This window comes from Delftia acidovorans SPH-1 (genome assembly GCF_000018665.1).
Classification (GTDB): Bacteria; Pseudomonadota; Gammaproteobacteria; order Burkholderiales; family Burkholderiaceae_C; genus Comamonas; species Comamonas acidovorans.
Genome location: NC_010002.1, coordinates 1,921,584 through 1,948,417 on the forward strand (window position 1 = coordinate 1,921,584; position 26,834 = coordinate 1,948,417).

The 26,834-nt window shown below is 57.3% G+C and carries 20 protein-coding genes, 3 pseudogenes, 1 riboswitch and 1 other annotated feature; of the genes and pseudogenes, 12 read left to right on the forward strand and 11 right to left on the reverse strand.

Annotation, left to right across the window (positions count from 1 at the left end; all coding sequences use genetic code 11):
• Window positions 1-396: 396 nt before the first annotated feature.
• Window positions 397-1,205, reverse strand: a protein-coding gene (locus DACI_RS31065; RefSeq protein ID WP_085930546.1) for an IS5 family transposase whose coding sequence is annotated in 2 segments (ribosomal slippage) — window positions 397-875 and window positions 875-1,205 — 810 coding nt in all. Because the reading frame shifts where the segments join, the coding sequence is not laid out codon by codon here.
• A 109-nt stretch (window positions 1,206-1,314) separates the two neighbouring features.
• Here DACI_RS31065 and DACI_RS31890 point away from each other — a divergent pair.
• Together DACI_RS31890 and DACI_RS31070 are read left to right on the forward strand one after the other, a co-directional pair.
• Window positions 1,315-1,722, forward strand: a complete 408-nt coding sequence (locus DACI_RS31890) for a hypothetical protein (RefSeq protein ID WP_012203656.1) — start codon at window positions 1,315-1,317, stop codon at window positions 1,720-1,722.
• Between the two features lie 122 nt (window positions 1,723-1,844).
• A complete protein-coding gene (locus DACI_RS31070) occupies window positions 1,845-2,468 on the forward strand; it encodes a winged helix-turn-helix domain-containing protein (protein ID WP_225971062.1) in 624 nt (207 codons plus the stop codon).
• Between the two features lie 171 nt (window positions 2,469-2,639).
• Here the strand turns inward: DACI_RS31070 and DACI_RS32495 are convergent.
• From DACI_RS32495 to DACI_RS08640, 3 genes and pseudogenes are all read right to left on the reverse strand, one after another.
• A pseudogene (locus tag DACI_RS32495) lies at window positions 2,640-2,893 on the reverse strand (chromate transporter); the annotation flags it as partial.
• A 186-nt stretch (window positions 2,894-3,079) separates the two neighbouring features.
• Complete coding sequence (locus DACI_RS08635) at window positions 3,080-3,490, reverse strand: DUF190 domain-containing protein (protein WP_017405063.1); 411 nt, start codon at window positions 3,488-3,490, stop codon at window positions 3,080-3,082.
• Window positions 3,490-4,785, reverse strand: coding sequence for a voltage-gated chloride channel family protein (locus DACI_RS08640; protein ID WP_012203660.1), 1,296 nt, complete (start codon window positions 4,783-4,785; stop codon window positions 3,490-3,492). The genes DACI_RS08635 and DACI_RS08640 overlap by 1 nt, the downstream gene beginning before the upstream one ends.
• A gap of 77 nt (window positions 4,786-4,862) precedes the next feature.
• Window positions 4,863-4,929: riboswitch (Fluoride riboswitch) on the reverse strand.
• Window positions 4,930-5,099: 170 nt separating this feature from the next.
• Here DACI_RS08640 and DACI_RS31075 point away from each other — a divergent pair.
• From DACI_RS31075 to DACI_RS08655, 3 genes and pseudogenes are all read left to right on the forward strand, one after another.
• Window positions 5,100-5,923, forward strand: a pseudogene (locus DACI_RS31075) (IS5 family transposase).
• Window positions 5,920-7,374 (forward strand): ATP-dependent nuclease, encoded by a 1,455-nt coding sequence (locus DACI_RS08650; protein ID WP_012203663.1) that lies wholly within the window; start codon window positions 5,920-5,922, stop codon window positions 7,372-7,374. Before DACI_RS31075 ends, DACI_RS08650 begins: the two are co-directional and overlap by 4 nt.
• Window positions 7,367-8,215: an HNH endonuclease gene (locus tag DACI_RS08655; protein ID WP_016453766.1), complete on the forward strand. Its 849-nt coding sequence runs from the start codon at window positions 7,367-7,369 to the stop codon at window positions 8,213-8,215. The genes DACI_RS08650 and DACI_RS08655 overlap by 8 nt, the downstream gene beginning before the upstream one ends.
• Window positions 8,216-8,803: 588 nt before the next feature.
• On the opposite strand, the gene DACI_RS31080 is transcribed toward DACI_RS08655, so the two are convergent.
• On the reverse strand, window positions 8,804-9,856 hold the full coding sequence (locus tag DACI_RS31080) for a DMT family transporter (protein ID WP_012203665.1): 1,053 nt from the start codon (window positions 9,854-9,856) through the stop codon (window positions 8,804-8,806).
• A 586-nt stretch (window positions 9,857-10,442) separates the two neighbouring features.
• On the opposite strand from DACI_RS31080, the gene DACI_RS08670 reads away from it, so the two are divergent.
• The 5 genes from DACI_RS08670 (at window position 10,443) to DACI_RS08690 (ending at window position 16,922) form a co-directional block, all read left to right on the forward strand.
• Window positions 10,443-11,645 (forward strand): TolC family protein, encoded by a 1,203-nt coding sequence (locus tag DACI_RS08670; RefSeq protein WP_012203667.1) that lies wholly within the window; start codon window positions 10,443-10,445, stop codon window positions 11,643-11,645.
• Window positions 11,642-12,226: a hypothetical protein gene (locus tag DACI_RS08675; protein ID WP_012203668.1), complete on the forward strand. Its 585-nt coding sequence runs from the start codon at window positions 11,642-11,644 to the stop codon at window positions 12,224-12,226. Before DACI_RS08670 ends, DACI_RS08675 begins: the two co-directional genes overlap by 4 nt.
• The gene (locus tag DACI_RS08680) at window positions 12,223-13,332 is read left to right on the forward strand and encodes an efflux RND transporter periplasmic adaptor subunit (protein ID WP_012203669.1); all 1,110 of its coding nucleotides are present in this window, start codon (window positions 12,223-12,225) and stop codon (window positions 13,330-13,332) included. Before DACI_RS08675 ends, DACI_RS08680 begins: the two co-directional genes overlap by 4 nt.
• Before the next feature lie 17 nt (window positions 13,333-13,349).
• A complete protein-coding gene (locus DACI_RS08685) occupies window positions 13,350-16,481 on the forward strand; it encodes an efflux RND transporter permease subunit (protein ID WP_012203670.1) in 3,132 nt (1,043 codons plus the stop codon).
• Between the two features lie 66 nt (window positions 16,482-16,547).
• The gene (locus DACI_RS08690; RefSeq protein WP_012203671.1) at window positions 16,548-16,922 is read left to right on the forward strand and encodes a hypothetical protein; all 375 of its coding nucleotides are present in this window, start codon (window positions 16,548-16,550) and stop codon (window positions 16,920-16,922) included.
• A 368-nt stretch (window positions 16,923-17,290) separates the two neighbouring features.
• Here the strand turns inward: DACI_RS08690 and DACI_RS08695 are convergent, their stop codons facing one another.
• Both DACI_RS08695 and DACI_RS08700 read right to left on the reverse strand, forming a co-directional pair.
• Window positions 17,291-17,776 carry an ASCH domain-containing protein gene (locus tag DACI_RS08695; protein ID WP_012203672.1) on the reverse strand — a complete coding sequence of 162 codons (486 nt, stop codon included), beginning with the start codon at window positions 17,774-17,776 and terminating at the stop codon, window positions 17,291-17,293.
• Window positions 17,760-19,931 carry a GNAT family N-acetyltransferase gene (locus tag DACI_RS08700; protein ID WP_012203673.1) on the reverse strand — a complete coding sequence of 724 codons (2,172 nt, stop codon included), beginning with the start codon at window positions 19,929-19,931 and terminating at the stop codon, window positions 17,760-17,762. Before DACI_RS08700 ends, DACI_RS08695 begins: the two co-directional genes overlap by 17 nt.
• A 942-nt stretch (window positions 19,932-20,873) precedes the next feature.
• Here DACI_RS08700 and DACI_RS31895 point away from each other — a divergent pair.
• Both DACI_RS31895 and DACI_RS08705 read left to right on the forward strand, forming a co-directional pair.
• Window positions 20,874-21,110: a hypothetical protein gene (locus tag DACI_RS31895; protein WP_012203674.1), complete on the forward strand. Its 237-nt coding sequence runs from the start codon at window positions 20,874-20,876 to the stop codon at window positions 21,108-21,110.
• 70 nt (window positions 21,111-21,180) lie between these two features.
• Window positions 21,181-21,681: a hypothetical protein gene (locus tag DACI_RS08705; RefSeq protein ID WP_012203675.1), complete on the forward strand. Its 501-nt coding sequence runs from the start codon at window positions 21,181-21,183 to the stop codon at window positions 21,679-21,681.
• Between the two features lie 366 nt (window positions 21,682-22,047).
• On the opposite strand, the pseudogene DACI_RS31090 reads toward DACI_RS08705, so the two are convergent.
• From DACI_RS31090 to DACI_RS08725, 4 genes and pseudogenes are all read right to left on the reverse strand, one after another.
• Window positions 22,048-22,766, reverse strand: a pseudogene (locus tag DACI_RS31090) (IS3 family transposase); the annotation flags it as partial.
• Window positions 22,420-22,550 (reverse strand) — a sequence feature (AL1L pseudoknot). (Overlaps the previous pseudogene by 131 nt.)
• A 302-nt stretch (window positions 22,767-23,068) precedes the next feature.
• Window positions 23,069-24,919: a DUF3732 domain-containing protein gene (locus tag DACI_RS08715; RefSeq protein WP_012203678.1), complete on the reverse strand. Its 1,851-nt coding sequence runs from the start codon at window positions 24,917-24,919 to the stop codon at window positions 23,069-23,071.
• Window positions 24,916-25,371: a three component ABC system middle component gene (locus DACI_RS08720; RefSeq protein ID WP_012203679.1), complete on the reverse strand. Its 456-nt coding sequence runs from the start codon at window positions 25,369-25,371 to the stop codon at window positions 24,916-24,918. Before DACI_RS08720 ends, DACI_RS08715 begins: the two co-directional genes overlap by 4 nt.
• Window positions 25,368-26,645, reverse strand: a complete 1,278-nt coding sequence (locus DACI_RS08725; RefSeq protein WP_012203680.1) for a hypothetical protein — start codon at window positions 26,643-26,645, stop codon at window positions 25,368-25,370. The genes DACI_RS08720 and DACI_RS08725 overlap by 4 nt, the downstream gene beginning before the upstream one ends.
• Window positions 26,646-26,834 lie beyond the last annotated feature (189 nt).

Here is a 26,834-nt window from a genome sequence, read left to right on the forward strand (position 1 = left end):
CATATTTTGGGAAGATCACTAGCCGGATATCCATGCGGTCATTTACCGGCGGATCGACTTGTGCGCTCACAAAATCTCAGGAAATCCGTTGCACTCCTCTTGCGATGCGCCGATGCTGGCATGTCTATCGCTTGGCTGCATCTATTTAGAATTTGCTCCGATTACCGCAGCTCTGTAGCAAATCCAACAATGGCAAAATTTTGCCTCGAAAAGGCGGCAAAACATGGAATTGTAGAAGCAGAACGCTGCCTCGGAATAATTATTCTCAGAGAATCCTTGGATATAGATTCAATGGCAACCGGAATGAAGTTACTTCATTCTTCTGCCCACAAAGGGGATTCACTGGCTAAGACTTTGCTTTGCTCCTTCGTACTTCCTGTTTCTGGCTTAGAGTGGCTAACACCACCGATCCACGAAGCGCGCACAGATGATCGCCGCTGCCAGTTTCAGCAGCGCTTCGTGGATATCCAGCCGTCGTTCAAAGCGGATTCGCAGCTTGCCAAAGCCTGCAAACCAGCTGTGCGTCCTCTCCACCACCCACCGGTGTTTGCCCAGCCTCTCGCTGCTCTCAATGCCTCGTCTGGCAATCCGGCCAATGATGCCCCGCTGCCTCAGGTGGGCTCGGCATCGCTTGAAGTCGTAGCCTTTGTCGGCGTGCAGCTTTGCCGGTCTTCTACGGGGACGTCCTGGCAGGCCAGCAATCGCAGGAATCGCGTCCACGCACCTCTCGAACATCTTGGAGTCGTGCCGGTTCGCGCCGCTGACCAAGATCACCAGCGGGATGCCTCTGGCATCTACGACGATGTGCCGCTTGGAGCCGAGCTTGCCTCTGTCCGTGGGGTTTGGGCCCGTTTCCTGGCCCCCCGGGGGCTTGGTACCGAGGAGCCATCAATGCTGGCCCGGCTCCAATCGATTTGGTCATGTTCACGCAAGCGAGTCAGCATGGCTTGGTGCAGCTGCTCCCAGACACCAGCGGCATTCCAGTCGCGCAGACGCCGCCAGCAAGTCATGCCGCTGCCGTAGCCCAGGGATTGGGGAAGGTCTTCCCATGGAATGCCTGTTTGCAGCACGAACAAGATGCCGTTGAGGGCAGCTTCATCGCTGACTGCGAGTTTGCGCGCACCGCCTTTGGCAGAAGGCACGAAGGCTGGGATCAGGGGTTGTAGCTGTCGCCACAGTTCTTTGCTAACGGGTCGTCTTGCCATGAGGGCAGCGAGCATAACTGCTCTGCGGGGGCCTGTGACGAAGTGGTGTTAGCCACTCTTAGAAGAAGATGCCGAAGCAGCAATATTAGAAATCCAAAGCGTTACTCCCATGCTGGCGATGCGACTGCGACTGGCAAGAGCTTTTGGACTGACAAAGCTCGAAGCCCTGTCCATGAATATTACAACCACCATTCGGCCATGGGGTTTGGTTTTAGAAAAGAACACCCTCGTTGCGAAGGGAAAGCTCTCCGAACCAAGAGTTATTCCTGCAACTAGCACTTATGCGATGAACTGCCTTGATATCGCATCAGCTCTTTTTACATCTAATTCGTTGGAGAGCACGATATTTGAAGGATCGCTTAGAGCGAGATCGCTGCAACTGAGGAGGTTGCTCCAGAAGTTGCATGTACAGGAGAAAATTTTCTTTTCTTCAGCGTCTTCCCAAGAAAGAGAAAGCACCAGAGTGGGGGCTAAATGGGCAAAGGTGCAAAAAGAAATCCTAAAAGAATCCTTCTAGGTGCAAATGTATAAATGCGAATAGTTGTAATTAGATCTTATGAAGATTTTCCACAATATCTCAGAGAGACTTTGCATAATTTCGAGCTCACAATAGAAGAATTTATCGACTATGACTCAGGTATGAAGTTCGCCATAAGCAATAATATTGCCATCATACTGGTTTATGAGAAACAGTCATATTTGGAGAAGGTAGAGTTATTCTGCAGGCAAGGCCCTGATAAATATCTCCCAGTTTCGGCCATCACAAAAATCACACATAACACTGGCCACCAGCTATTTTTAAGAGATAAAAAGACATTATCAATGTCGCGTATCAAAAACAACGAAGAGATCATAAAAATTGTTGAAAAAATCAAAGCCGGCTTGCTGCGCGACTTGAGAAACAGAGAGTTTTATAATTTAGAAGATCTCGTGCTTGATTTGTCGAAACAAAGAGCAGAACGTGGTGGTAAGAGACTTGACCTAACCAAAGGTGAGTTTTCGTTGCTATTGGAATTCATGCGTCGATCAGGACGGGTTTTATCCCGAGAGTATCTGGCGGTACATGTTTGGAAGAAAGAAGGCGAATTTACGAAAAATATGGTTGATGTTGCAGTACGCAGACTACGAAAGAAGCTAGACGACAATCATGAGTTGAAGCTACTCCATACTCGAAGGGGTGTGGGATATATTTTAGAAGTCCCCGCAGCCAAAGAATTGGAGCCGGAATCATCCACTCGAGATTCAGAGACACAAGCGCCTTGAACGAAAAAGTGGTGCGCCGTTTCGTATATTGGGTGTAACTGTGCTGCCTCGCAGAGAGTTGAGTCAATTAAATCGACGCAGATCCCACACACTCGCTTAAATCAAACCTCGCCAACAGAACTAGCCCAGCTCTTATTTCGCAACTGTAGAGACTCGATGTTTCCAATGCGCGCCCGCCAAGATTACGCCCCAGGTGCGGTGCAACAGCCAACCGATGTAGATCTCCAGCTGGTGCGCGTCCGGACCGGTCAGCAACATGCTGTAGTTCAGCGCATGCAGGAACCGCTTCTTGGAAATCCAGCGGCGGCAGCCCACCAGTTCCTCCTGCATGTGGAAATCTGGCCAGCAGGACCTCCAACGCTGATGAAGCCAATCTTCACCCGAAAGCGCACGTGCGTAATGGCTCTGAGCACTCGGTGCGCCACTGCACTTTAGTTTGTGCCCCCTCCCGAACGGGGGAGGAGTGAGCGATCGGCGAAAGCACGGGGCTCTGGGCTGATGCGCCGCGGCCGTCAAGGGCTCGTGAAGGTCTGCATGCGAGCCGCTGCAGCCGCTCAGAATCTGTGCACCAACAACAGGTTCACAACGAACAATTGCCGCTCACCTCGCCGTCATTGTTCATCCGGCGGCGGCTTGGTACCCCGGCGCGCCTCCCCCGGAAACCGGAACGGCCCAAGCGGAAGCTCGGCCAGAAGCAAGACCGCGTGCACCTTGTTCAGCTCGCCTGCGTGCTCATGCATAAAGGCGCGCAAGCGCTGCTCAGAGTCCAGCAGTTCCAGGCATTGAGGATGTCGCATGTCGAGCACTTCGGCATGGCTGTGCGAGAGACGTTCGCCCGGCAGGTAGCCCGAGCTGACCCGATGCAGCATGGCCTGGCGGATGTGCGCGTTCTTTGCTGCAACCAGCAGGTGATGAGCCAGCGCAGGCGCGCTCAGGCGGTGCCAGAAGCGCGTGGCCTTGGCCGTGCTAGCGCCCGGGAAGTACAGACGCAGAGCTGCCAGCGTGGCCGGTTTGGTGCTCATCATGCTGGATCCTTGGTCTTGGTTGCCTCCACATCGCGGCGTGGAACTTCGGCCCCGGTCAGGCTGCGCCTGTGGTGCTTGCTGTGGCCAATGCGCTGGGCGTGGTAGATGCCTGCATGCCCGGAGAACAGGTAGGCGGTGACGCAGCCGATAGCCGCCAGTGGTCCGATGCCAGCGCCGAACAGCTCCATCGCCATCAAGGTAGTAGCAATGGGCGTGTTCGCCGCCCCCGCGAATACTGCAACAAAGCCGATGGCGGCCATGAGCGCGAACGGCATATGCAGCAAAGGCGCCAGGACGTTGCCCATGGTCGCACCGATGTAAAACAGCGGTGTCACCTCGCCGCCCTTGAAGCCCGTCCCCAGCGAGGCGACCGTGAACACCAGCTTGCCCAAGAAGTCCCATGGCAGCATGGGCTCTTGGAAGGAGCGAGCGATGTCCGGAATACCCAGGCCGATGTAGCGGTAGGCGTCGAGCGCCCAAACCGCCGTGGCGATGACGAGGCCGCCGAAGAAAGGCCGCAGTGGCGGGTATGCGATCAGGTGTTTGACCAGCGCGCCGATCTTGTGCACGGCGGTGGCAAAGAGCATTCCGACCAGGCCAAAGAGAATGCCGGCGATGATGACGGCGACCACACTCCAAGCATCGATATTGTTCACGGCGCTCATGGCGTAGTGGGTGTGGTGGACTCCCCAGGCGGTGCAGACCTGATCGGCTACGAAGGCTGCCACGATGCAGGGAAACAGCGCGTCGTAGCGCATACGGCCGATGGCCAGCACCTCCAGACCGAAGACTGCCCCGGCCAGCGGCGTGCCGAAGACCGAAGCGAAGCCGGCGCTGATTCCGCTCATCAGCAGCACGCGGCGATCGTCTTGGTGGAGTCGGAAAACATGCGTCAGCTGGTCGGCCAGAGCGCCCCCCATCTGCACGGCGGTGCCCTCGCGCCCGACTGATGCGCCGAACAGATGGGATATGACGGTGCCGCCCAGTACCAGCGGCACCATGCGTAACGGCACCACCTGCTTGGGGTCGTGAATCTCTTCGATCAACAGGTTGTTGCCGCCGTCCACCCGCTTGCCCAACAGGAAGTAAACGAGGCCCACTGCCATGCCTGCGAAGGGCAGCAGCCAGATGATCCAGGGATGGGCCTCACGCCAGGCCGTCGCCAGGTCCAGGGACAGCAAGAAGAACGCGGAAGCGGTGCCGGCCAGGGCCGCCACGAGGGTGGCGAAGATGAACCACTTGCCCAGATAGGGAAGCAGTTCAAGCTGTTCGAAATGGGGGAATTTGCGCATTGGTCAGGTAGCTCGAATTAATCGGCCTGACCAACGACGAGTTGCATGCGCGAGCGCCTACAGCCCTGAACAAGCCAGGTTCTGTAGGCGTCATCAGCCGCACTAGTGCGGCGGTTTTAGAGGCACGCCATCTCTTTGCGCTGCATTATAGGAAAAAGCATGGATGCTGTGCAGTACGCGCCGCGAGATGGCCGGTGTTTTGATTTATTAAAGTCGTAAACATGCTAAAGAGTGGCTAACACCACTTCGTCACAGGCCCCCGCAGAGCAGTTACGCTCGCTGCCCTCATGGCATGACGACCCGTAAGCAAAGAACTGTGGCTACAGCTACAACCCCTGATCCCAGCCTTCGTGCCTTCTGCCAAAGGCGATGCGCGCAAACTCGCAGTCAGCGATGAAGCCGTCCTCAACGGCATCTTGTTCGTGCCGCAAACAGGCATTCCATGGGAAGACCTTCCCCAATCGCTGGGCTACGGCAGCGGCATGACTTGCTGGGGGCGCTTGCGCGACTGGAACGCCGCTGGTGTCTGGGAGCCGCTGCACTAAGCCATGCAGACTTGCTTGCGTGAACATGACCAAATCGATTGGAGCCGGGCCAGCATTGATGACTCCTCGGTACCAAGCCCCAGGGGCAGGAAACGGGCCCAAACCCCACTGACAGAGGCAAGCTCGGCTCCAAGCGGCATATCGTCGTAGATGCCAGAGGCATCCCGCTGGTGATCTTGGTCAGCGGCGCGAACCGGCACGACTCCACGATATTCGAGAAGTGCGTGGACGCGACTCCTGCGATTGCTGGCCTGCCAGGACGTCCCCGTAGAAGACCGGCAAAGCTGCACGCCGACAAAGGCTACGACTTCAAGCGATGCCGAGCCCACCTGAGGCAGCGGGGCATCATTGGCCGCATTGCCAGACGAGGCATTGAGAGCAGCGAGCGCCTGGGCAAACACCAGTGGGTGGTGGAGTGGATGCACAGCTGGTTTGCAGGCTTTGGCAAGCTGCGAATCCGCTTTGAACGACGGCTGGATATCCACGAAGCGCTGCTGAAATTGGCGGCAGCGGTCATCTGCGCGCGCTTCGTGGATCGGTGGTGTTCGCCAGTCTTAAGCCCAGATATAATAAAATTTAGGGAGGAGAGATGAATTTCTACAAGAGTACTAAAAACCGCGACTACGTCCTGCCGCAGGGAGCAGAACTCCCGTGTGTCGTTTACATCGTAGACAACTGGGACGACTACAACTTCGAGACGTTGTACCACCTCTGTCTGTTCAAAAAGAGCGGGGGCAAAGAAGTTCTTGGGGATGTGAAGATTCTCCAGACCAACAGTCGGAACACCAAGATCCCCGATTCGTTCCCTTCTCTTGGTCCTGAGTTCTTTAGCCTTGGTCAGGACTTGGAGTACTACGAGAACATGCGCAAGCATCTCCCGAAAACCCATCGCAAGGTATTGGATGCTTTGAACGACGTCGTCGTGAAGCCGCAGTTGCTCGATGAAATCGAAACGTCGAGTGGCTTCCGCAATTCGCTGATTCGATTCAATGATGCTAAGCTAGCTTTGCGCGACGGACTGGCAACGCTTGAGGAGCGGCCCTTGGAGAAGGGCTATAGGTTCATGTACTCGGGCAAGATTCCAGGCGCTGAAGAGGGAGTGTCCATAGACGTGGACCTTCAGCCAGATGACCCTGTGCCAGGCCGAATCCTCGCGATCATTGGTCGCAACGGAGTGGGGAAGACTCAATTTTTAGCCCAGCTTGCACGAGACCTTGCGACGACAAAGCGGGTGTCGATAGAGACAGCCAGCCAAGTAGAGTCTGCTTTTGAGCCTGCCAGACCTCTTTTCTCACGAGTCATCGCGTTGTCCTTCAGCGCATTCGACAAGTTCCAGCGCCCCGAGCCGGAGAAGTACTTCAGCTATATCTACTGCGGGGTGCGTGATGACAGCGGCGGAATTTCTAGGCGAGCACTTGAAGCGAAGCACCTTGAGTACCTAAAGCGCATCGTTGAACAAGACCGTGAGGACCATTGGGAGCAGCACGTTGCGAACGTAATGGGCGTTCCGAAGAAAATTATCTCCATTACGGAGCACATCGAGGAGCTTGAGAAGAGCCTGCCGCCCACCATGAGCTCCGGGCAGTCCATCCTGGCCTACTTCATTTCGGCTGCACTGGCTTACCTCAAGGAAGGGTCGCTGGTCATCTTCGACGAGCCCGAAATTCACCTGCATCCCAATGCAGTTGCGCTGCTGATGCAGACCTTGCAGGCACTGCTGAAGGAGTTCGACTCGTACGCAATCATCGCGACCCATTCACCGGTGGTGATCCAGGAGGTTCCCCGCAAGCGGGTCATTCGGTTTGAGCGTGAAGGCAACATCACCACTGGCAGTCCCCTCGGCCATGAGTCATTTGGGGAGAATATCGCCGAGCTGACCCGCCTGGTGTTTGAGACTGTCGAGATTCCAAATTTCTATAAGAAGACATTACAGGCGCTGGCCAAGAAACACGATTTCGACACGGTCGCCAAGATGTTCGACGAACAGCTAAGCCTGCACGCAACGGCGTACCTTGCCTCGCTGTACGAGGACGGGGATGCATAAGCTTACCCTTGCAGCCGGTCTCCCGAGAGAGCATTTTTCCGGTATCGTCGATGGGAAAAGCGGTGACCGAGGCGCCCGATTGACGGACATGCTACCGGTAGTCCAAGCTCACTATGGAGTCTTTGAGGCTGCCTATACAGTGGCGGACATCAGTGGTGTGGCTCAGGGCACTTGGACGAAGACTGAACGTGAAGACCTGCTGCACTGCTATGAGACCACGGCCAAGGCTCTGCAGCAACTGAAGACGCTGATTTTAGACAGCCAGCCGGAAGGCATTCGAGAGGTTTGCCCTTACTGCGGCATCGGTGGCCCCAGGCAGTTTGACCACTATTTGCCAAAAGAGAAGTTCCCCGAGTACAGCGTCCACTCGTACAACTTGGTGCCGTGCTGTGGCGTCTGCAATGGCAAGAAGGCCGATATCTGGCTGCAGCCCAACAACACCCGGACATTCATCAATTTTTATCTCGACTCTTTGCCTGCAGTGCCGATGCTCGACGTCACGGTTCAATGGTCAGTGAAGAACGGCAAGCTCGTCCCGGTGTCGATATTTCAGTTAGTCTGTCCAGCTGGGTTTGGAGCAGCTGAGTTCCAGCTCGTCTCGAATCACTTCCAGAAGCTGGGTTTGCTCGCAAGGTACAAGGACCAGGCGCACACTGAGTTCCTTGCCATTCGAAATGCTGCGCTTTCCAGAGAGGCGAAGACTGTAGTGGTGCTGCGTCGGTTTTTGGGAGAATTTGTCAAGAATTGGGAGCAGACTTTGGGACCGTTGAACTGGCGCATCTCGCTCTACCGAGCGCTGATTGCACACACAGACTTCCTGCAGACTTGCCTCAAGCCATAGGCTAACAGTTTGGACTGTCCCTGATAGGGGAGACTGGCCTGCGGTGTATCGGCACCACCCGATCGCCTGCGACGGAACGGCGGGTCTGTCCGATACCGACGTTCAGCGGGAGCTCAAAGAACAGCTGCAGCGCTGCCATATGGAGTGGTCCCGGTCTAGTAGACAAACCCCAGCCTCAAGCCGAGGCGCGTTCAAGCGTCTCAGATCTAGCGCCGGTCAGAGGTAGCAGTGGCGGGGAGCTTCGCCGATGGTTGCGTTTTTTAAATCATCCATCCTCTGTGCGATTTGCTCTCGGCACAGCAGGTGATGCTGCGTGCGGCGGATGTCTGCCTGTGTTTCCGACATTAGCTAGGCCCATCGATCGTCGCGGACGTACGAAGGCCGCATGAATGCTGGATCCCAGTTTCCAATTAACCCAAGAACAGCCGGCGCGGGCATAGCGTCGGCTTGCGGCTAAAGCAACCGTTTGAGCGCGCTGGAAACTCCATTGAGCATCTCCAGCGCTGGAGCGTGACACCCTCTACCCCTGCGGGACAGGAGGCTGCAATCACGATGCGAGAATCTTGCGCAACGTCGAGCAGGCATTGCTCAATGCACATGCCGATGATGAATGTCCGGGTAGTGCGGATGCCTGTGAGTCAGCACCTCGTGCGTATGGGCATGGACATGAGGTTCTTTGCCGCCCCATTCAGCGCCATGGCCATGTTGATGGTGCTCATCATGTCGGTGGCTGTGCGTATGCACGATCGGCTCATGCGAGTGCTCATGCTCATGACGCTCTCGCAGGTGAAGCCAAACGCCGATGCCCATGAACACTGCCGCCGCCCAGAACAGCGTGGAGGGCGCTTCTTGCAAAATGGCGAACGACAGTGCCACACCGAACAGCGGTGCGACGGAGAAGTACGCGCCGGTACGAGCGGTGCCAAGGGTTCGGAGTCCGACAACGAAGAGAGTCAAGCTGAGTCCATAGCCCAGGAACCCCACAGCCATGCTTGATATGACAGCTGCGGGCTCGGGTTGCTGAGCTCCCATGTAGACAGCCAACGCAGTGTTGCAGACTCCGGCCAACAGACCTTTGCAGCACGCAATGACCATTGCATCATTCGAAGACACTTGGCGCGTGAGGTTGTTGTCGATGCCCCAGCAAAGGCAAGCAGCCACGACGAGCAATGCATGGGGCGAAAGTGAAGCGCCACCGGGTTGCCAGGAAAGGAGCACACCACCCACGACGATGGCGACCATGCCGAGCACGATGTGCCGGTCAGCGTTTTCCTTGAAAACGACCCATGCAATCACGGCGGTAAGCACCCCTTCGACATTAAGAAGCAAAGATGCTGTCGCACCCGATGTCTCGGTAAGGCCCCACATCAGAAGCGCCGGGCCCAGCATCCCGCCGAACAGTACTGCGCCAAGGAGCCATGGGATGTCCTTCTTCGAGATACCAACCGCCGGCGCTTGGTCGGGCCTGTCCCAAAGTTGCCGGATGGCGAGCAATGCACCAAGACCGATGCCGCTTCCGAGGTACAGCAGTCCCGCCAACAACAATGGCGGCACATCTCCAACGAGGAGCTTAGCGAAAGGTGTGCTGGCACCGAAAAGGAGGGCCGCAGCCAGGGCAGGAGATGCTGAGCGGACGGACATGGGATGAACTTTGGAGCTGATTGCTCTCAATCCTAAGGGTCCCCCACCGAAGGGCCTGCCCGATGTTCGGCATACCCCGTTTGCCAAAATGGCCCTAGCGAGTCATTGGCATACAGCTTTTTGCACACGAACAGGTAGACTCCCTCCCCGTGCGTAAATCACTCATCCTCGTAGCAGTGCTCTTCGGGATGCTCTGGCAAAGTCTTGCCATAGCAGGCTCGGCTGTCTATGGAGAGGATTTCGAGCACACGCTCATGCACTGGTCTGAGGCAGGACACCATCATCACGATGATGGGTCCTTCCACGAAGCTGATTCGGACGACGCCAGCCAGCACGTCGCTCTGGACGCAGTGTTGAGCCTCTCGGCCCTGCTGCCCTCCATGTCTCTCAGTCTTCCTCCTGCAGATGCTGGGCAGGTGCTGACGCTGCACGACGCTGCGTTCCCCAGCCCGTCTCCGCACCGATTGCGAAGACCTCCCCGTCTCCTCCTCTGAACTTATTGGTCGGCATGCCTGATGGCTTGCCGAGCCCGTGGCGTGCGCGTTTGAACGCGTGCTCGTCACTGCTTTAAGTCACGAGGTGTACCTTGAAATCCGTTTTATTGGCCTTTGGCATCGCCATCGGCCTGGGCGCTGGCATGCCCTTTGCCAACGCCCAATATGTGACGTTGTCGCAAGCTGTTGATGCGGCTTGGCAGCGCACCACCGACTCACAGGAGTCATCTGGCCAGGTCCGTCGTGCAGGTGCTGAGCTGGAGGTCGCCAGGTCCTTCTGGTCAGCCGCTCCCACACTTGAGATTGGCCACCGAGACGACCGGCTGCAATCGAACCGCGGAGCGAAGGAGACCGAACTCGGCATAGCGCTTCCGTTGTGGAGGCCTGGACAGCGCGGCGCCCGCCTGGACGCAGCGCAGGCAGACCGAGATGCCGCAGAAGCATCCATAGCAGCGGGCCGATTGCGTACGGCAGGCGCCGTACGCGAGGCAGCATGGAACATCGCAATCCAGCGAGCCGAGCTAGAGGTATCCAAGGCACGGCAGTCAGCCTTGCGGTCCCTCAGTGCGGACGTTGGGAGAAGAGTCGACGCAGGAGAGTTGGCTCGGGCCGATGGCTTGGCGGCGCGAGCAGAGATGCTAGGAGCGCAAGCTGCTGTTCTGGCCGCAGAGCAGCAACTCCAGGCTGCAACCCAGGAGTGGTCAGTGCTAACAGGCTTGACCGCAATACCGGAACCGACGCTTGAGCCTGATGTCATCGGTCCGGAAGAGCATCCAGCCTTGCGCTTCGCCCGGTTGCATGTCGAAGCGGCGCAACGCCGCCTGAAGGCAGTGTCTGCGTCGTCGACGGCATCACCGGAGCTCATTGCCCGAGTCCGTCAAGACACCTCCGGCCGAGCCGAGGCCAGCAGCCATTCGTTTGGACTGGCCGTGCGCATTCCCCTCGGAGCATCCAAACGCAACGCGCCATTGGTCGAAGCGGCAATGACAGCGCTCAATGTCGCTGAGGCGGCCGAGCGCCAGTTCAAGGACCGGCAACAGGCGGCACTGACAACGGCAAGGTTGACCGAGGCCAACGCACAACGACAACTGAAAGACGACCGCAAGCGGGCGGCCCTGTTGTCTGAGCGGGCCCAACTGATGGAGCGGGCATTCGCGGCTGGTGAAGGCGCGCTGCCTGAGACGCTGAGGGCCCTGTCCGCAGCGCAGGACGCTGCCGCAGCAGCCAAGCGCCAGGAGGCGGCGGTTGGTCTTGCCCGTGCCAAGGTATTGCAAGCGCTAGGAGTTACCCCATGAATTTCAAAAAACACTGCATGGGGTACGTTGCTGCAGCCCTGTTTGCATTCGCCGATGTCAGTCTCGCGGCCCCTGGTGCCCATGGTCCCAATGGCGAGCATCTTGACGGGCCCGCTACTCAGGTCCAGGGCAGCAGCGCTCCGCGCCTGGAGACACGCTCCGAGTCGTTCGAAATGGTTGGGCGTCTCAGCGTTAGCGAATTCTCTATGTTCATCAATCGGTATGAGACCAACGAGCCCGTGCTGAATGCGCAGGTGGAACTGGAGCTGGGCAACCTCAAGGCCACCGCGCCATTCCATGCAGACCAAGGGGACTATGCAGTCGCTGACGAGGCCTTCCTCAAAGCGCTTGCCGCCCCTGGTGAGCACGCGATGGTCATCATGGTCACGGCAGGCAATGAGGCAGACCTGCTCGACGGAACGCTGGTTGTTCTGTCAGAAAGTGCCGAACACGGCCACGGTCACCACATGTCAAACGCCATCAAGGCTGCCATCGTTGCAGGCCTGGCACTTTTGTTCTTGATTGGCTGGGCAGTCATGCGTCGGAAAGCTACCGCCAAGAAGGCTGGAGTTTCCCAATGAAGTACTTCCTTTCAGCTCTCATGGTCGCACTGTGCGCCTCCGTTCACGCCGCTCCTGGTGCGCATGGCCCCAATGGCGAGCATCTTGACGGCCCCTCCGTCCCCACAACGTCCAATAGCCTGAGCCGATTGCCTGACGGTAGCGTCAACGTACCGATGCTCGCCCAACGACGATTGGCGATTCGGACCACGTTCATCACCGAGCAGGATGCCGGCGTGACGGTGCAACTGCCTGCTCGCATTGTCATGGACCCCAATGCAGGTGGTCGAGTGCAGACGGCGCTGGGCGGCCGCATTGAGGCAGGTCCCAGAGGGTTGCCTGTCGCGGGGCAAGCGGTACGCAAAGGAGATGTCCTCGCCGTTGTCGCGCACCAGCCAGACCCCATCGCACTGGCGAACCAGCATGCAGCCTTGGCAGAGCTCCGCAGCGGCCTGGAATTGGCTCGCCAACGAGTCAAACGGCTTGAAGGCCTCGAAGGGTCTGTACCTCGCAAAGACATTGACGCAGCTCGAGCGGAACGCTCAGGTCTGGAAGCTCGGTCATCCGCAGTGGGGGCCAGCCTGAGCACACGGGAGAGGTTGGTGGCTCCGATAACCGGAGTGATCTCCCGCGCGGATGCCGTGGCAGGACAGTTCATTGAGCCACGCGATGTGGTGTATGAGATTGTTGACCCGGGCCGTGTACTGGTGGAGGCATCGACAGCCGATGCAGCGCTGGCGGGCAAGCTGTCCTCCGCCTCCTTGTCAGGCATTCCAGATGCCGAACTCCAACTCATTGGAGCCGCGCGCGCCTTGCGCGATGGCGTGTTGCCACTCACGTTCCGATTGAGCTCCAAGCAGGCGCTTGCCGTGGCTGTGGGTCAGCCGGTCACAGTGCTGGCCACCCGCAAAGACACGACCAAGGGCTATGTCCTGCCGGCGCAAGCTGTTACCCGGAACGCTGCGAATGAGCCCGTCGTTTGGATTAAGTCCGGAGCCGAGCGGTACATACCGCAGCCAGTGCAGTTTCGCCCCTTGGATGCCCAGCGCGTGGTGGTCACGCAAGGTCTGGGCAGCGACAACCGGGTCGTGGTCCAGGGTGCACCGCTGATTGCACAAATCCGCTGAGCCCAGGAGACACACTCATGTTCAACTGGGTCGTTAGAAATAGCCTCCACAACCGGCTGTTCGTACTGGTCTTTGCGGCCATTTTGCTGGTCTATGGAGCCATTACCGCTTGGCGCACGCCGGTGGATGTGTTCCCGGACCTCAATAAGCCGCTTGTCACCGTCCTCACCGAGGCCGGCGGCATGGCCCCTGAAGAAGTGGAGCAACTCGTCACCTTTCCGTTGGAGACGGCGCTCAACGGGATGCCCGGCGTGACACGGGTTCGCTCCATGTCCGGAGTGGGTCTGTCCATCGTCTACGCAGAGTTCGACTGGGGCACCGACGTATACCGCAACCGACAGTTGGTATCGGAGAGACTTTCACTCGCTCGCGAGCGACTCCCTGCCGACGTCAATCCGATGATGGGGCCAGTCTCATCCATCATGGGCGAAATCATGCTGCTCGCGCTTCCGCTGCAGGGCACTGAGGGAGGAACGGCCACGCCGATGGAGGCACGGGAGTACGCCGACTTTGTGCTGCGACCACGGCTGTTGTCGATTCCTGGCATCTCACAGGTGATCCCCATCGGGGGCGATGTACGTCAGCTCCGGGTCGAGCCCGACACCGCAAGGATGGCGCAGTTTGGAGTGTCGCTCACGGAGGTCGAGGACGCCTTGCGCGGGTTCTCGTCCAATGCGGGGGGCGGCTTTATCGACCTGAACAGTCGTGAGTTCCTCATTCGGCATGTAGGACGAACGAACCGTGTTGAAGACTTGCAGGGCATTGCTGTTGCATGGAGAAACGGTCGCTCCATTCTCTTGGAGCAGGTTGCACAGGTCTCCTTTGCCGCTGGTATGAAACGTGGTGATGGCGGCTACAACGGCGCGCCTGCTGTGGTCGTCAGTGTGCAAAAGCAACCTGCGGGCGACACAGTCGTTCTGACGCAAGCCATCGAGTCGGCTTTGGAAGAGCTCAAGCAAGGCCGCCCAGCTGGCCTGCAAGAGCCGCGTGTGTTGTTCAAGCAGGCGGATTTCATCAAGGCGTCCGTGGGGAACGTCAGTGAAGCGCTCCGTGACGGCGCCATCATGGTAGCCATCGTGCTCTTTGCGTTCCTGCTATCAGCGCGGACCACACTTATCTCCCTCGTCGCCATCCCGCTCTCGCTGGCGGTGACGGCGGTAGTCTTCAAGCTGCTCGGACAGTCCATCAATGTGATGACATTGGGAGGCCTGGCCATCGCCATTGGCGAGCTGGTCGACGATGCTGTCGTGGACGTGGAAAACATCCTGCGACGGCTGAAGCAGAACCGCCAGTTGCCCAGGCCACTGTCGACCATGGAGGTGGTACGCCACGCCAGTATCGAAGTGCGCTCAGGCATCGTTTACGCCACCATCATCGTGTGTCTGGTGTTCGTTCCTCTGTTCGCTCTTCCCGGCATCGAAGGGCGGCTCTTCACACCGCTGGGCATTGCCTACATCGTCTCCATCCTGGCATCGATGCTGGTGTCCATGACCGTCACGCCGGTGATGAGCTCCTACCTGCTGCCAAAGATGCGCCGTATTGACCATGGTGACAGCACATTGGTCACGCATTTGAAGCGCTGGGATGAGGCGCTGCTGAGCTGGTCCTTTCCGCGCACCAAGATACTGCTTTGCGCGGCAGCTTTGGCCGTTGCCGGTGCAGCAGCGAGCGTGCCATTCTTCCCGAGGGCGTTTCTGCCGGCTTTCAACGAAGGCTCCCTGGTTCTCGGAATGGTCTTCAACCCCGGGACATCACTGGCAGAGGCTAACCGGATGGGCTCACTGGCTGAAACACTCATCAAGGAGGTTCCAGAGGTAACGCAGGTGGGGCGTCGTACCGGACGTGCGGAGCTGGACGAGCATGCGGAGGGTGTGCACTCTGCAGAAATCGATGTCGACCTTCGCCGTAGTCAGCGGGACCGAGAAGCCATCATGGCTGACATCCGCGGCAAGCTTTCCGTCTTGCCCGCGCAAGTTGCCGTTGGCCAGCCCATCTCACACCGGTTGGACCATCTCTTGTCGGGCGTTCGCGCGCAGATTGCAGTCAAAGTTTTCGGTGACGACACTGACACCCTACGTGGTTTGGCGGAGCAACTACGCCTGGGGATGTCGACCATTCCTGGCGTGGTGGACTTGTCTGTTGAGAAACAGGTGCTTATTCCCCAAATCACGGTGCGCATCGACCAGCGCAAGGCAGCGCAGGCAGGCATCTCTCCCGGGGAAGCCGTCCGTATCCTCCAAGCCCTGACAGATGGAGCACACAGCGCGCAAATTGTCGATGGCGTAAAGCGGTACGAGTTGGTGCTGCGTTTGCCAGATGGGGCTCGAACGCCCCAGGACCTGGAGCGTACCCTCATCGATACTCCGTCGGGACGTATCCCTGTGTCTTCCATCGCGACGGTCGAGCAGAACGACGGCCCAAACCAGATTGGCAGGGAGAACGGGAGGCGCCGCATTGTTGTCTACGCGAACACGGATGGCAACGATATGAGCTCCATCGTGAGCAATATCCGGAGCGTGATTGGCGGGGTGACGCTGCCGGCTGGCGCGTTCATCAGCCTTGAGGGACAGTTCCAAGCTCAGGAGCAGGCCGCGCAACTGATTGCCAGTCTATCCGTGCTGTCCCTGTTGCTGGTGTTCCTGGTCCTGTACTCCCGGTACAAGTCTGTCACGCTGGCGGCCATCATCATGGCGAACATCCCCCTCGCCTTGATAGGCAGTGTGGTCGCCATGTGGATTGGAGACATCAGCCTCTCTGTTGCCTCAATGGTGGGCTTCATCACGCTGGCCGGCATCGCGACGCGCAACGGCATCCTCAAGGTCAGCCATTACATCAACCTCTGCAAGTTCGAGGGGGAGACGTTTGACCAGGCCATGGTTGTACGCGGCTCACTGGAACGATTGACTCCAGTCCTGATGACTGCGCTCGTTGCCGCGTTTGCTCTGACTCCTTTGCTGCTGTCTGCCGACGCACCCGGCAAGGAAATTCTGCACCCAGTGGCTGTCGTCATCTTCGGCGGTTTGGTGAGTTCAACGCTACTCGACACATTGATGACACCGCTGATGTACCTGCGGTTCGGTCGCAAGGCGACAGAGCGTCTCATCACCGACCAACCGGAAGAATCTCACGACGTTCAACACGCGTACTGACGCGTGCACTCAGATAGGCGACACCGCAGCCTCAACTTGCGGTCAACTTGAAACTTGGAGATGGAAATGATGAATCGTAAAACTGCCCTGGCCGTCATGCTCGGCTTGTCTGCGTTGGCCTTCAATGCTTCCGCCCATGGCCCTAGCAAGGCCCAATATGGAGGCGTGGTTCAGACCGCTAGCGACCTGTCGTTTGAGCTTGCGAACGAAGGCGATAAGGCTGCGCTGTACATCGTGGACCACGATGCGCCTGCAGACGCCAGCAAAATGAGTGGCAAGCTGGCCATTCTGAATGGCACCGAGAAGAGCGAGGTCGAACTCAAACCGGTCGGGGGCAACAAGCTCGAGGCTACGACGAAGTTGGTGTCTGGTGCTCGCGTCGTTGCGACGGTGACCACGGCTGAAGGCAAGGTCATCACGGTCCGATTCAAAGCCAAGTAAGCTGGGCGCATCGGGGCAGAAGTCCACAGCCCGAAATCAGTTTTTTTGCACTTCTGTGCCAGATGCGTTTCTAGGGGAGTCTTGCAAGGAGCGGACAAGACCATTGAGCGAGCCAACTATCCAGGCATACCGCCAGAATTTCCCATCAGCGAGATGACTTCCGCAGTTGCCGGTGCTCGCCCCAAGCTAGGCCTGATCGAGGAAGGCGGGAAGTTCTATACACCCGGCACCTCACCCTCTGAGGTGTTGAATGCTTTCGAGGTTTGTAAAGATCTCATCGCGCAGATGGTTCCATACTGCAAACGCAAGCTCGCTCAGGCCGTAGCAGAGCCTGAGGGTGTTTGAGGCGTTTGTTTCCATGGGGCGCCTCAGGCCAGTTCCAGCTCAGTCTGCAGATTTTGCGACGTCGCGGGCCTGCCGTGAAGAGCTTGGCTCATCACGTGCAGTAAAGGTCCATCATTTGCGACATTGGCGAAGAACTGTGGTGGGTGAAAGCCTCCCGACACGTCGCGCAGCTTGCTCAGCGGGATGGGGGACGTGAGCTCAGTAGGCTCACTCAGGCCCAATGCAAAGGCTTTCGAAATACCTGAAAAGTATTCGAAAAATTCTTGGCGCTTGAGGCCCGATACGGTGCCAAATCGCCTCCACAGTGTGCTGGGGGCGAGCGTGTGCAGGCCTGTGACAGTGGCGCAGCCGACGATGCTGCCGACCGGCATCTTTACGTAGAACCAGACCGTTGATCCAAGGGCTACGTGCATAGGCCGACGACGGAGCTCAACGGTTTTGGTGCCCTGCAGAATCCTGTTCGCATGCCGTTCTTCAAGAGAGATCAGGAAGTTATGCGGGGCGTTCATGCGGAAATCCTTCGAGGAGAATGTTTTCGATCTGCTCGGATGTGAGCGATCGACTTGTCAGCAGTTGGGTAGGCTCGCCACAACCGAGCCTCTTAAGGCGCGCCAGCGGCACAGGGTTTGGCAGTTTTCTAAGGTTGCTGAAGGCCACGACGGCCTTGATTTTTGACTTGCCGATGGTTGATAGATCGACTTCCTCAAGCGCCGATCGGTCCAAGTCCCCTTTGTCGACCATCCCCTCAGCACTCAGGTAAGCGTTTGTCACCCGTGCAACAGCCACCACGGCTTTGAGTCCTTTGTGGCGCCCAGATTCGTAGAAGAACATCAAGCTCCCACGTCGGAACGCCTTTAGGGTCTGCGGCGAACTCAAATAGTGGCGTTGCTGGTAGAGCAGAGCTTTGGCGCTCGGCAGCAGCTGCATCTGATCTAGGTGATCCAGCAAATGTTCTGCATAGTCTCGCAGGATAGGCACGAGCACCCCAGGTCGGCCAGGCATGCAAATCAGCGCTGGCGAGAGCAAAGTTTCCAAAGCGAAAGCTGTCAGCTGGGTGCGTTGACCATCGGGCCGAGTGAGTTCGATGTATTGGTCTGGATCTCGGAAAATCGGCATCGACGTTGGCAGGCCGATTTCGCTCGCGCTTTGAAGTTTCGAGCGGTGTGTAGACCAGTTCTGGGCAAGGACCACGCTGTAGAGCGATACCTTGTGCAGCTCCTGCGCCTTGTTCGTGCCGGTGAAGCCGATCTCAAGTGCAACCTCCCTGACAGACGCCTGCTGGGGAGCGAGGTTCAGCCGAATGCGTTGAACCTCTTTTTCAGCCCTTCCCATCAAGTGAACGAGCATCAGGCGTGCTGCGTCATGTGCGCACGTAACCCGTTCATCGACCGCGAGGTAGGCATCGCAAGTGCCTCCTCTGAGACCACTGGGCCACATCAGATACCCAATAGTTTGATCCTCTTGCACAACGATGTAGCGATGGCGGGCCCGGCTGTTGCCATCATCTGCAGCCCAGGCAGTGGACTGATCAACCAGAGCTACGCCCAGGCGCGCAAGGAGTTCGCGGACCGCAACCTCGTTGCCACAGGTGAGCTCCTTCAGCTCCAGCGTGTCACGTGTGCTGGCTGTGATGGCGCCAAGCTCCGGGTCAATCTCCCCCAAAATCTGAAACGCAGATGGGGAGAGCACTTCGATTCCATACCGCAGGCGAAGCATGGCCGATGCATCGCGAATGGAACCATCGCTGGTCACCAACCCTGCTAACTTGTGATGTATCACTGTGCCAAGGTGCCGCAGGTCAGAGAGGTCGTTTGCTGTCAGGGCACCTGCTGCGAAACGCTCCGCAAAAATAACGGGAGCAAGTTCGTTGGTGAGCTGCGTCATGACATCGCCAGGGGGCACTGCGAACTTCGGGAAAACTTGTCCTAGACCCTGCATGGGGTCGGTCTTTCCGCTTGTTGCCGACCGCTTGAGCTCTGTATCAAACTCGGTGCTCAATGCGAGGCGGCACACGCCCAAGCGCTCTAGCGCAAACAGGTCGACAACATCCTGATGCCGTGCTCTGCGCGGACCCAGGTCGAACATGACGTTAAGGTCCAGCAGATAGAGTTTGGTGGCTGCAGAGGGCTCGACAGCAAGGCCCAGAGGATCTCGATGGTTCAGTCCACTGGGCGCAAAAAGCTGCTGGGTCGGTAGTTCGTGGCTGCGCACCACCAGCGTCCGGCCCCTTGTCTTCCCTCCTGGCGTGGTGCGATATGCATAGAACTCCTGGCTTTGCCAAAACTCCTGGGAGGAGCGAAGGTCTTCAGCGACCCGAGCATCAATGGCGATGTAGTTCAACGCGCTCAAATGTGCCTTGAGCGAGTCGAGCATTGTCTTTGCGACGTTGTGGCGGCGGCACCTCGAATCGACATGGATCTGCATGACGTAGCCCCGCGGAAACCGCGTAGCAAACAGAAGGTGCCCCGCATAACGTGCCTCATTAGCTTGGCGAGCAACCGCCACGATAAGCCGTTCACCGGTTGCAGCTTCGTTGTAGACCTTGAACGGGAACCAACCCAACGCATCACGGACAGTTTCAGCGGCCTCAACCACCTGAGCAACATATGGCAGGACATCTTGGCGTTTCGAAAGTAAGTCGATCGTGAGCTTTTGGGTTTCCATGCAGTCAACGCTCCACCTTTTTAAGTCGATGGGCAGGACTGTATCAAAGCTGTTACGTATGAAAGCCGCCAGTAGAGCAAGGGGCGCTAAGCTGCAATGAATCAAAGTCGGGAGGCGATAGATGCGCTTGCCTTTAGAAGCTCTCACCTTATGCTTGCATGTGGGTACCTCCAACGCCTGATTGAGACCGCGCTGGCGGCCTGTCACGCATACAGATCCCGGAGAGGGTTTTGGTATGGGTGATGCTTCCATAGAGGTAACTGTATATAAATACAGTACATTGGTCAAGTCCGAAGAGCATCAAGCTGGTGCAGAGCTCCCGCTTAAAGGCGGCGCGACCGGGACAGGGGCGCCCCATCGCCAAGCCGAAGACCTCATTGCTGTGTTGCGGGAGCTTCATCAGGACGGCGAGCTCTCGAGCTTGGTTGCCGATGGAGCGATGCACACCAAACCCAGCCCCTAGACTCTGCCGCTACGAAGGCGTTCTTCTGCGGAGCGGGAGCGGGGTTGAACGGGCATGGCCCCTATGCCTCTACCTGAAGGACGTGCTCACGCGCCTGCCCACACACGTGCCAGCCGGACCGAAGAATTGCTGCTGTATCGCTGGCAGGCTGAGGGCGCCGCCTGATCAATGCCTGTGTTGCCTGCGACGGTCAACATGGGATTGCCGCGCTGTTACCATAGACCTGCTCCGTGCGTAGGCTATAGTGCTTGTTACGAATTCGCTCGCAGATCTTATTCAACAACTACGTGGTGCGTAACATAGGAGATGCGGTGGGTTTTATGGCTGCGTTTGGTACTGTATTTTCATTCAGCACACCTGCAACAAGGCCAGGCTACAAGCCGCTTGCTGCTTCTTTTAAGTGCCGATTTAGATCGCAAGCATCAGATATGATCTGCGTTTTTTGCGATCCATAATCCGTTATGCCGCAGGATAAATTCATGACTGGCCTAAGCATTCTCTTCGCCTCAAAAGATGGCGGCTCAATCACGGCAGACGATGCAAGGATCATCGATTCAGCCCTCTCGGAAGTTTGCTCATCAGGCATTCCGGATGACCAGGTCGAGAATGTAGTGGGTTACCTAGATACGAATTTGTTGTATAACAGCGCAGCAATGCCAGCCCACCAGGTGGCTGCGCTTGATGCCTTGAGGGCAAATCTTGAGGCTCGTCGTTGAAGCGGCTTCACTCAAGCGTTAGGTACTCGAGATCAGATCGGCGACACCGCAAACAGGAGGTGGATGCAAGATGACCAAATATGCAGGCGCGCAAGACACTTATCGCGAACTCGTCGAAGAATCAAATGAGAGTTGGCTTTTGGGTCTCGTAGCTTTTGCTGTCGTTGAAGAGCAGCGCGTTGAATGGATGCGACACTACGAGAAGAGCCACGGCGCTCTGCCGACTGCGGATCAGGTTCATGGCTGGTACGAGCAGCAACCACCGGGCGCCCTGTTGCGTGCAAAGGGTACTGCAGAGAATGCCTTGCTTGCATACTCAGAACAGGTTTCCGCCGAGTTAGATGCGGAGTATCGGAAAGAAATCGAAAACGGAATCGTGGTCGGCGAGATCAAAGAGCTGAAGCAGTTCTGGCCGCAGTTCGGAGTAAACGTGGCGGGCGGTCTTACTAGCGCACTATTGTTTGCAGCCATCCTCACCGTGGTCGCATTCCTGGTGTTCAATGACACATCTCCAGTCGAAATGGTGAAGAAGTCAAATCAATCTTCCGTAGGAGTGGAACATGGCAATTAGGCCCGAAGTCACCGGCAAGCGTGCCGCTACGGCCGCTTCCAAAGTGCTACGAAGCAGCGATTCAAGTAAATCTGCGAAATCCGCTGCCGGATCTGCCTTGTCTCAGCACAAAGCACCACCAAAGGTCACATCCACAAAGGCAGCGACTGCCGCATCTGCCGCGTTGCGTAGCGCGGGATCAAGCAAGTCGACAAAGACTGCTGCGGGTTCGGCACTGACACAACGTGCAATTCAAAAGAAGTAGGCGGGGCACATTGAGCGGCGTGGCACGGGCACCTTGTCCTTCCATTAAGACTGGCTAACACCACCGATCCACGAAGCGTGTGCAGATGATCGCTGCCGCCAATTTCAGCAGTGCTTCGTGGACAACCAGCCCTGCCAAGTAGAGACGTACGTGAAGTCGCTGACCCATAGCTGGTTGGGCCGCTCGACAAGAAACTGCCGGTTCATCCGGCCCAGTGGGCATGGGGCCTTGGCATCGCCGATGGTGGTACGCACGACCTTGCCGCGCGTCACGCCGCGCAGTCCCATGCTGCGCATCAACCGCTCGACTGTGCAGCGGGCCACGACGACGCCTTCGCGTGCCATCTGTCGCCACACCTTATCGGCACCTTAGACCTGCATGTTGGCCCGCCAGACGCGCTGAATTTGCGGCATCAGCAGTAGTTCTTCGCGTTTGGCTCGGGCACAGCGCCTGTGGGGCTCGCGCAGCAGCGCGGCATGCCGCCGATATGCCGACGGAGCAACCTGCAGAACCTTGCAGAGCGGCTTGACCCCGAAGGCGTGGCGGTGCTGGTCGATGAAAGCCTTTACGACTTCAGTCGGCGTAGGGGGCTTGCCAGTCGAGCTCCGCCTGGGCGAAAAACGTTCAATATCTCGTTGGCCCCGCGTAGTTCCTTGTTCTCACGCTCCAGTTCCCTCATCCGCTGCGTCTCGCCGGTCGTGATGCCTTCACGCGCGCCGGCATCGACCTCGGCGCGCTTGACCCATTCGTTCAGGGTCTGCGGCACGCAGCCAATCTTGAGAGCGATGGACTCGATGGTCGCTCACAGCGACGGGTATTCCCCACGGTGCTCCCGAACCATCCTCCCCGGACGCTCACGGACCTCGGGCGAGAACTTGTTCGATTTGCTCGTGGCTCAATCCTCTCAGAGTGTTGAGCATCTGCGAAAACCGGGGCGGTTCAGTTCTTTGCTTACCGGTCGTCGTGCTATGAGGGCATTGAGCATAACCACTCTGACGGACCCTCTGGGGCAGTGGTGTTAGCCACTCTTAGTTGAGCGCGCGACTAACCATGTTCAGCTCGCTTCGGGATGTTGCGCCACGAAGAGGTCGGTCGTATTCGTAGTGAGCGGTTTGGTGCCGCTCACCGGCTTGACCAAGACAACTATTCCTTCGCTGGAGAGGCGGGTCTGCGTAGGATCAATCCATAATCCTCGCGCAGTTCACGATCAACTAGGTGGAATCGTTCCAACCCCAGGCCTGTCCAATGAGTCTCTTCGATATGTTCCAGCACGATGATTTGAAAGCCTCCATGCGCGTCCATTTCCTTGACGAAGCCGTTGAGTTCGCTTAGCACGACGTCAAGGCTGACGATATCGTCGGTCGGCTTTCCGTCGGTCCAATACGGCGTACTGGGTTGGTCCAGCACCAAGAACGATGGCATCCAGGGTACGCGCTGAAGCTTGGCGATCTCGTGCAGTGCAAGAAAATAGGCGACATGTAGGTAGAGGTAGTTCGACGCACTGCCAATGTCCGGCATTTTCTCTGTCTGCGAGAGATCCGGGGAGTACAGGGTGATCAGGCGTTCCCGCTCGGCAAGATGCGCGAAAAAGCCCTCGTAACCCTTGAGTTTCAGCCGCGTCAAACGTGCGTTGATGCGTCGGTTGAGTTCTTCCTTGGTGTGGGCAGTCTTCTGCAGGTTAGCGTCGACTGCTTCCTGCAGTTCTCGGATCGGCGCATCGAGGTCGTCGTTGATAACTGGTTGGCGCAAGTCGTCGCGTCTGGCGTAGAGCTCAAGCTTCGACTCGAGCCGGCCAAGATACCGATGGTAGGTCTGCGGACTCCGGCGCATCGCCTGACTTTGCTGTAATTCCGCCTGTCTAGCACGTAGATCGACGATGCGCCTTTCGTTATCATCGATCAGCGTTTGCACCTCCTTGAGAAAGGGGAAGGTGTCGCGGCTGCGGATAGTTCGCTGAATATCGTTCAGTTCCCTCTGAAGGCGCGAAACCACCTGATGGGCCAGGAACGACGGAAACACCTGCTCTAAATCGGCGTCGAATATGCTGGCCGGTTTAAGCGCATCGGCCATGTTCCGGAGCGCACCTTTATGGTGGTCTCCGTTTTCGACGAAAGCCACCAACCGGCGGTTCTTCGTGCGTAGCTCAAAAATCTCGGCCTCAATTCGATCTTCTTCATAGAGTTGTGCTGGCAAGATATCGGCCATGTCGAGCGCTAGCCGGAGTGCATTGATCTGTTCCGTAGGCGTATCCGGGAAGTTGTCGACTAGGCCAAAAGACATGGCTTCCCGGCCGAGCTGCTCAAGCTCGTCGGAGAACGCGTGGACCGCCTTGTCATAAATCCCCTGCTTTCTCGCTTGCGCGGCCTTCTTGCGTTCGAGGTCAGCCAGTTGACTGCGCGCGAGCGCTGTCTTGACGTTCTCTGCACCGATGGCCATGCGAAAAGTCCGTTCGATCCCTTCCTGGTATCGGCCATCACTTGGACGAATGTACAGATAATCTGGGGCGATGATGGTCGTCTGATCCTGATAACAATGCGCCAGGAAGTTGCGAAACGAGACCTTCTGACCAGCCTGTATGAACTTGCCGCCGTAAGGAACCTTCAACTCGGGATCGATCCCGAAAGCCTTGTTGAGGACCCGCTTGAGGTTATCGATACGGATATTCGGTGTCGGCCGCTCTGGGATGATTCCATCCTCACTGAAGTAGGCGCGATCTCTGTCCTGTTGCGCCTCCGAAGGGCGGGCGATGACCAGTTCCTTGCCGTCGATGGTAAGCCTGATGCCATACCAGTCGACCTTGGAATCGATATTGGTCTTGGATATACCCTTGGTTTCACTGGCCAGCAGGCAATAATCGATGATGAACAGGATGGACGATTTTCCCTTGCCCGCATCACCGGTAATTACGTTGACGTGGTTGTGTCGAAATTCCAGATTTCTGAACTGCTGGTCTTTCTGCCAAAGGAGAATGTTCGATATCTGAATGTTGCTCACAGCGCTATCCGAAAGGTTTGATACAGATCAACGGCTGGCTCCCGCAATAGTGTGGCCAGGTGCGGACCGGCGCCCATGATGTCACTGGCAGTCTTGCCGACGCGTGCCGGCTTGTTATCGTCGAAAAAGACTTTCTCAAGCACAATTTCACTGTTAACCAGCTGGGTCATGCCCATCTCGCAGGCAAGCAATATAGTGTTGAGTGAGGTCAGAGACAGATCGCTGAAGCGTGCGCTGACGGTGGTGAAAGCTTCGGGGTGCGACAGGATTAGATCCTTGCAACTCACGATGGCGCTGCGCTGATCCTTGAGTATTTTGCGAATGCTGCGGTCGAACAGGAGAGGCAAGACGAGGAACGCTTTGGAGAGCGGGAGTCGCCTGTCTGGTGCGTACTGCAGAGCTGTCTGCAGTGCAACTGCACCGAGCAATTCGTTGGTGGACAGGGTACTCATGATTTGAATTTCGCCTCCCAGTCCTTCGTCCAGCCGATTCTCGGCTGATCCGACAGGCTAATGAACTTGCCACGGCTCATGGCGATCGGCAGCGAATTTTTATTGGCAGTCAGCGACTCCTTGATGGTTTGCTTGTAGCAGGCATAAGCCGCTTGGCGGTGTGCTGCCTCGTCGGCATGCGCATCGCGGTGAGTATCCCGATGGATCTCTGTCCAGATACCGTGCGCGCTGTTTTCCAGCCGAAGATTTTCAACTTGCCCAAAAAGTCCGCGGTCGCACAGTTCCTCGATGAAGTCTTCGGCGACCTTCATCTCAATGCCGCGATCGATGATTTCTTCGGATGCGATATTGAGCGCGGCAAGCTGCGCCTGGAACTTACTGTTCAAGAAGGACAGTTCTTGCGGACGGCGATAAGAATAATGGCGATCCACAAACTCCTCAAAATTTGCTTCGTCAGTCCTCGCGGCCGTCAGAATCAGCCTGAATCCCATCCGTTTTCGGAAATCATCGAAGGAAATGCTAACCTTCTCGTTGGCACAGATGGTCTTGAACTTGTACTCCTTGAAAGCCCCGATCAAGGCTTGGCGGGTCGCTAGGAGCCGGCTATCCGGCACTGAGAGGTAGGTCAGGAGCGAGTCGATTCGTGCGAGGATCCCGCTGTTGTCCGCATGGAACTCGAAGCGTTCGAAAAGAAAGCACAGGTCGACATCGGATGCTTGCGCCAGTGCCCTGGCGTAGCCCGCGATTGGATTGGGAGATGCCTCGGGGGCTTTCTGCGCGTCTGTAGCAGCGATGTCATGGTGTGTCTCACGAATATGCGTGATGATCGCTTCGATGTCTTTTTTGGGTGCCTTGAGCAGACTGATAAGTGTCTGGCTGTTCAACGCCTTATTCGTATATATTCGAAAACCGACCTCGCCGTGCTGCGGCAGTTCGGGTAACGCTTTAAGCCAGTTGGCGAGCGTTTTCCACAGGTCGCAGTCACGATCAGTGATGTTGCCTCCGGACAGGCTATGCTTGACCTGATACAGGAGGAACTTGCTGGATATCGTCTCGAGGTGGATGTCATCTAAGACTTCGAGCCCCAGTGATTCGCCAGGCTTGAGTTCCAGGAGTTTTTCGATAAACACTAGATCCTGGAATTCAAAGCCGAGTGAGGTTTTGTCTGCCGAAACTGCGTCTAGATGGCCCATATTTGTTATATCGTTGTACAGCAATTTTAATGAATGATGCCCATGCTGCGAACGCAGGCGCAATATCGCATGATCGATCATAACGTCCGGATCGACGCGTGGCTATGCATGATGACCACAGGTACCGTCCAGGCGTGCATTAGCCCCTCAGTGTCCGCTTCCCGTCGTGAAGCCGCCGCCTGGATGACCAGTTAGCGGTGGAATCAATCGGCCGCTCCTGGCTGCGAATTCAACCGGTCGATGCAACACAATGACTGCACCTGGCGCAAG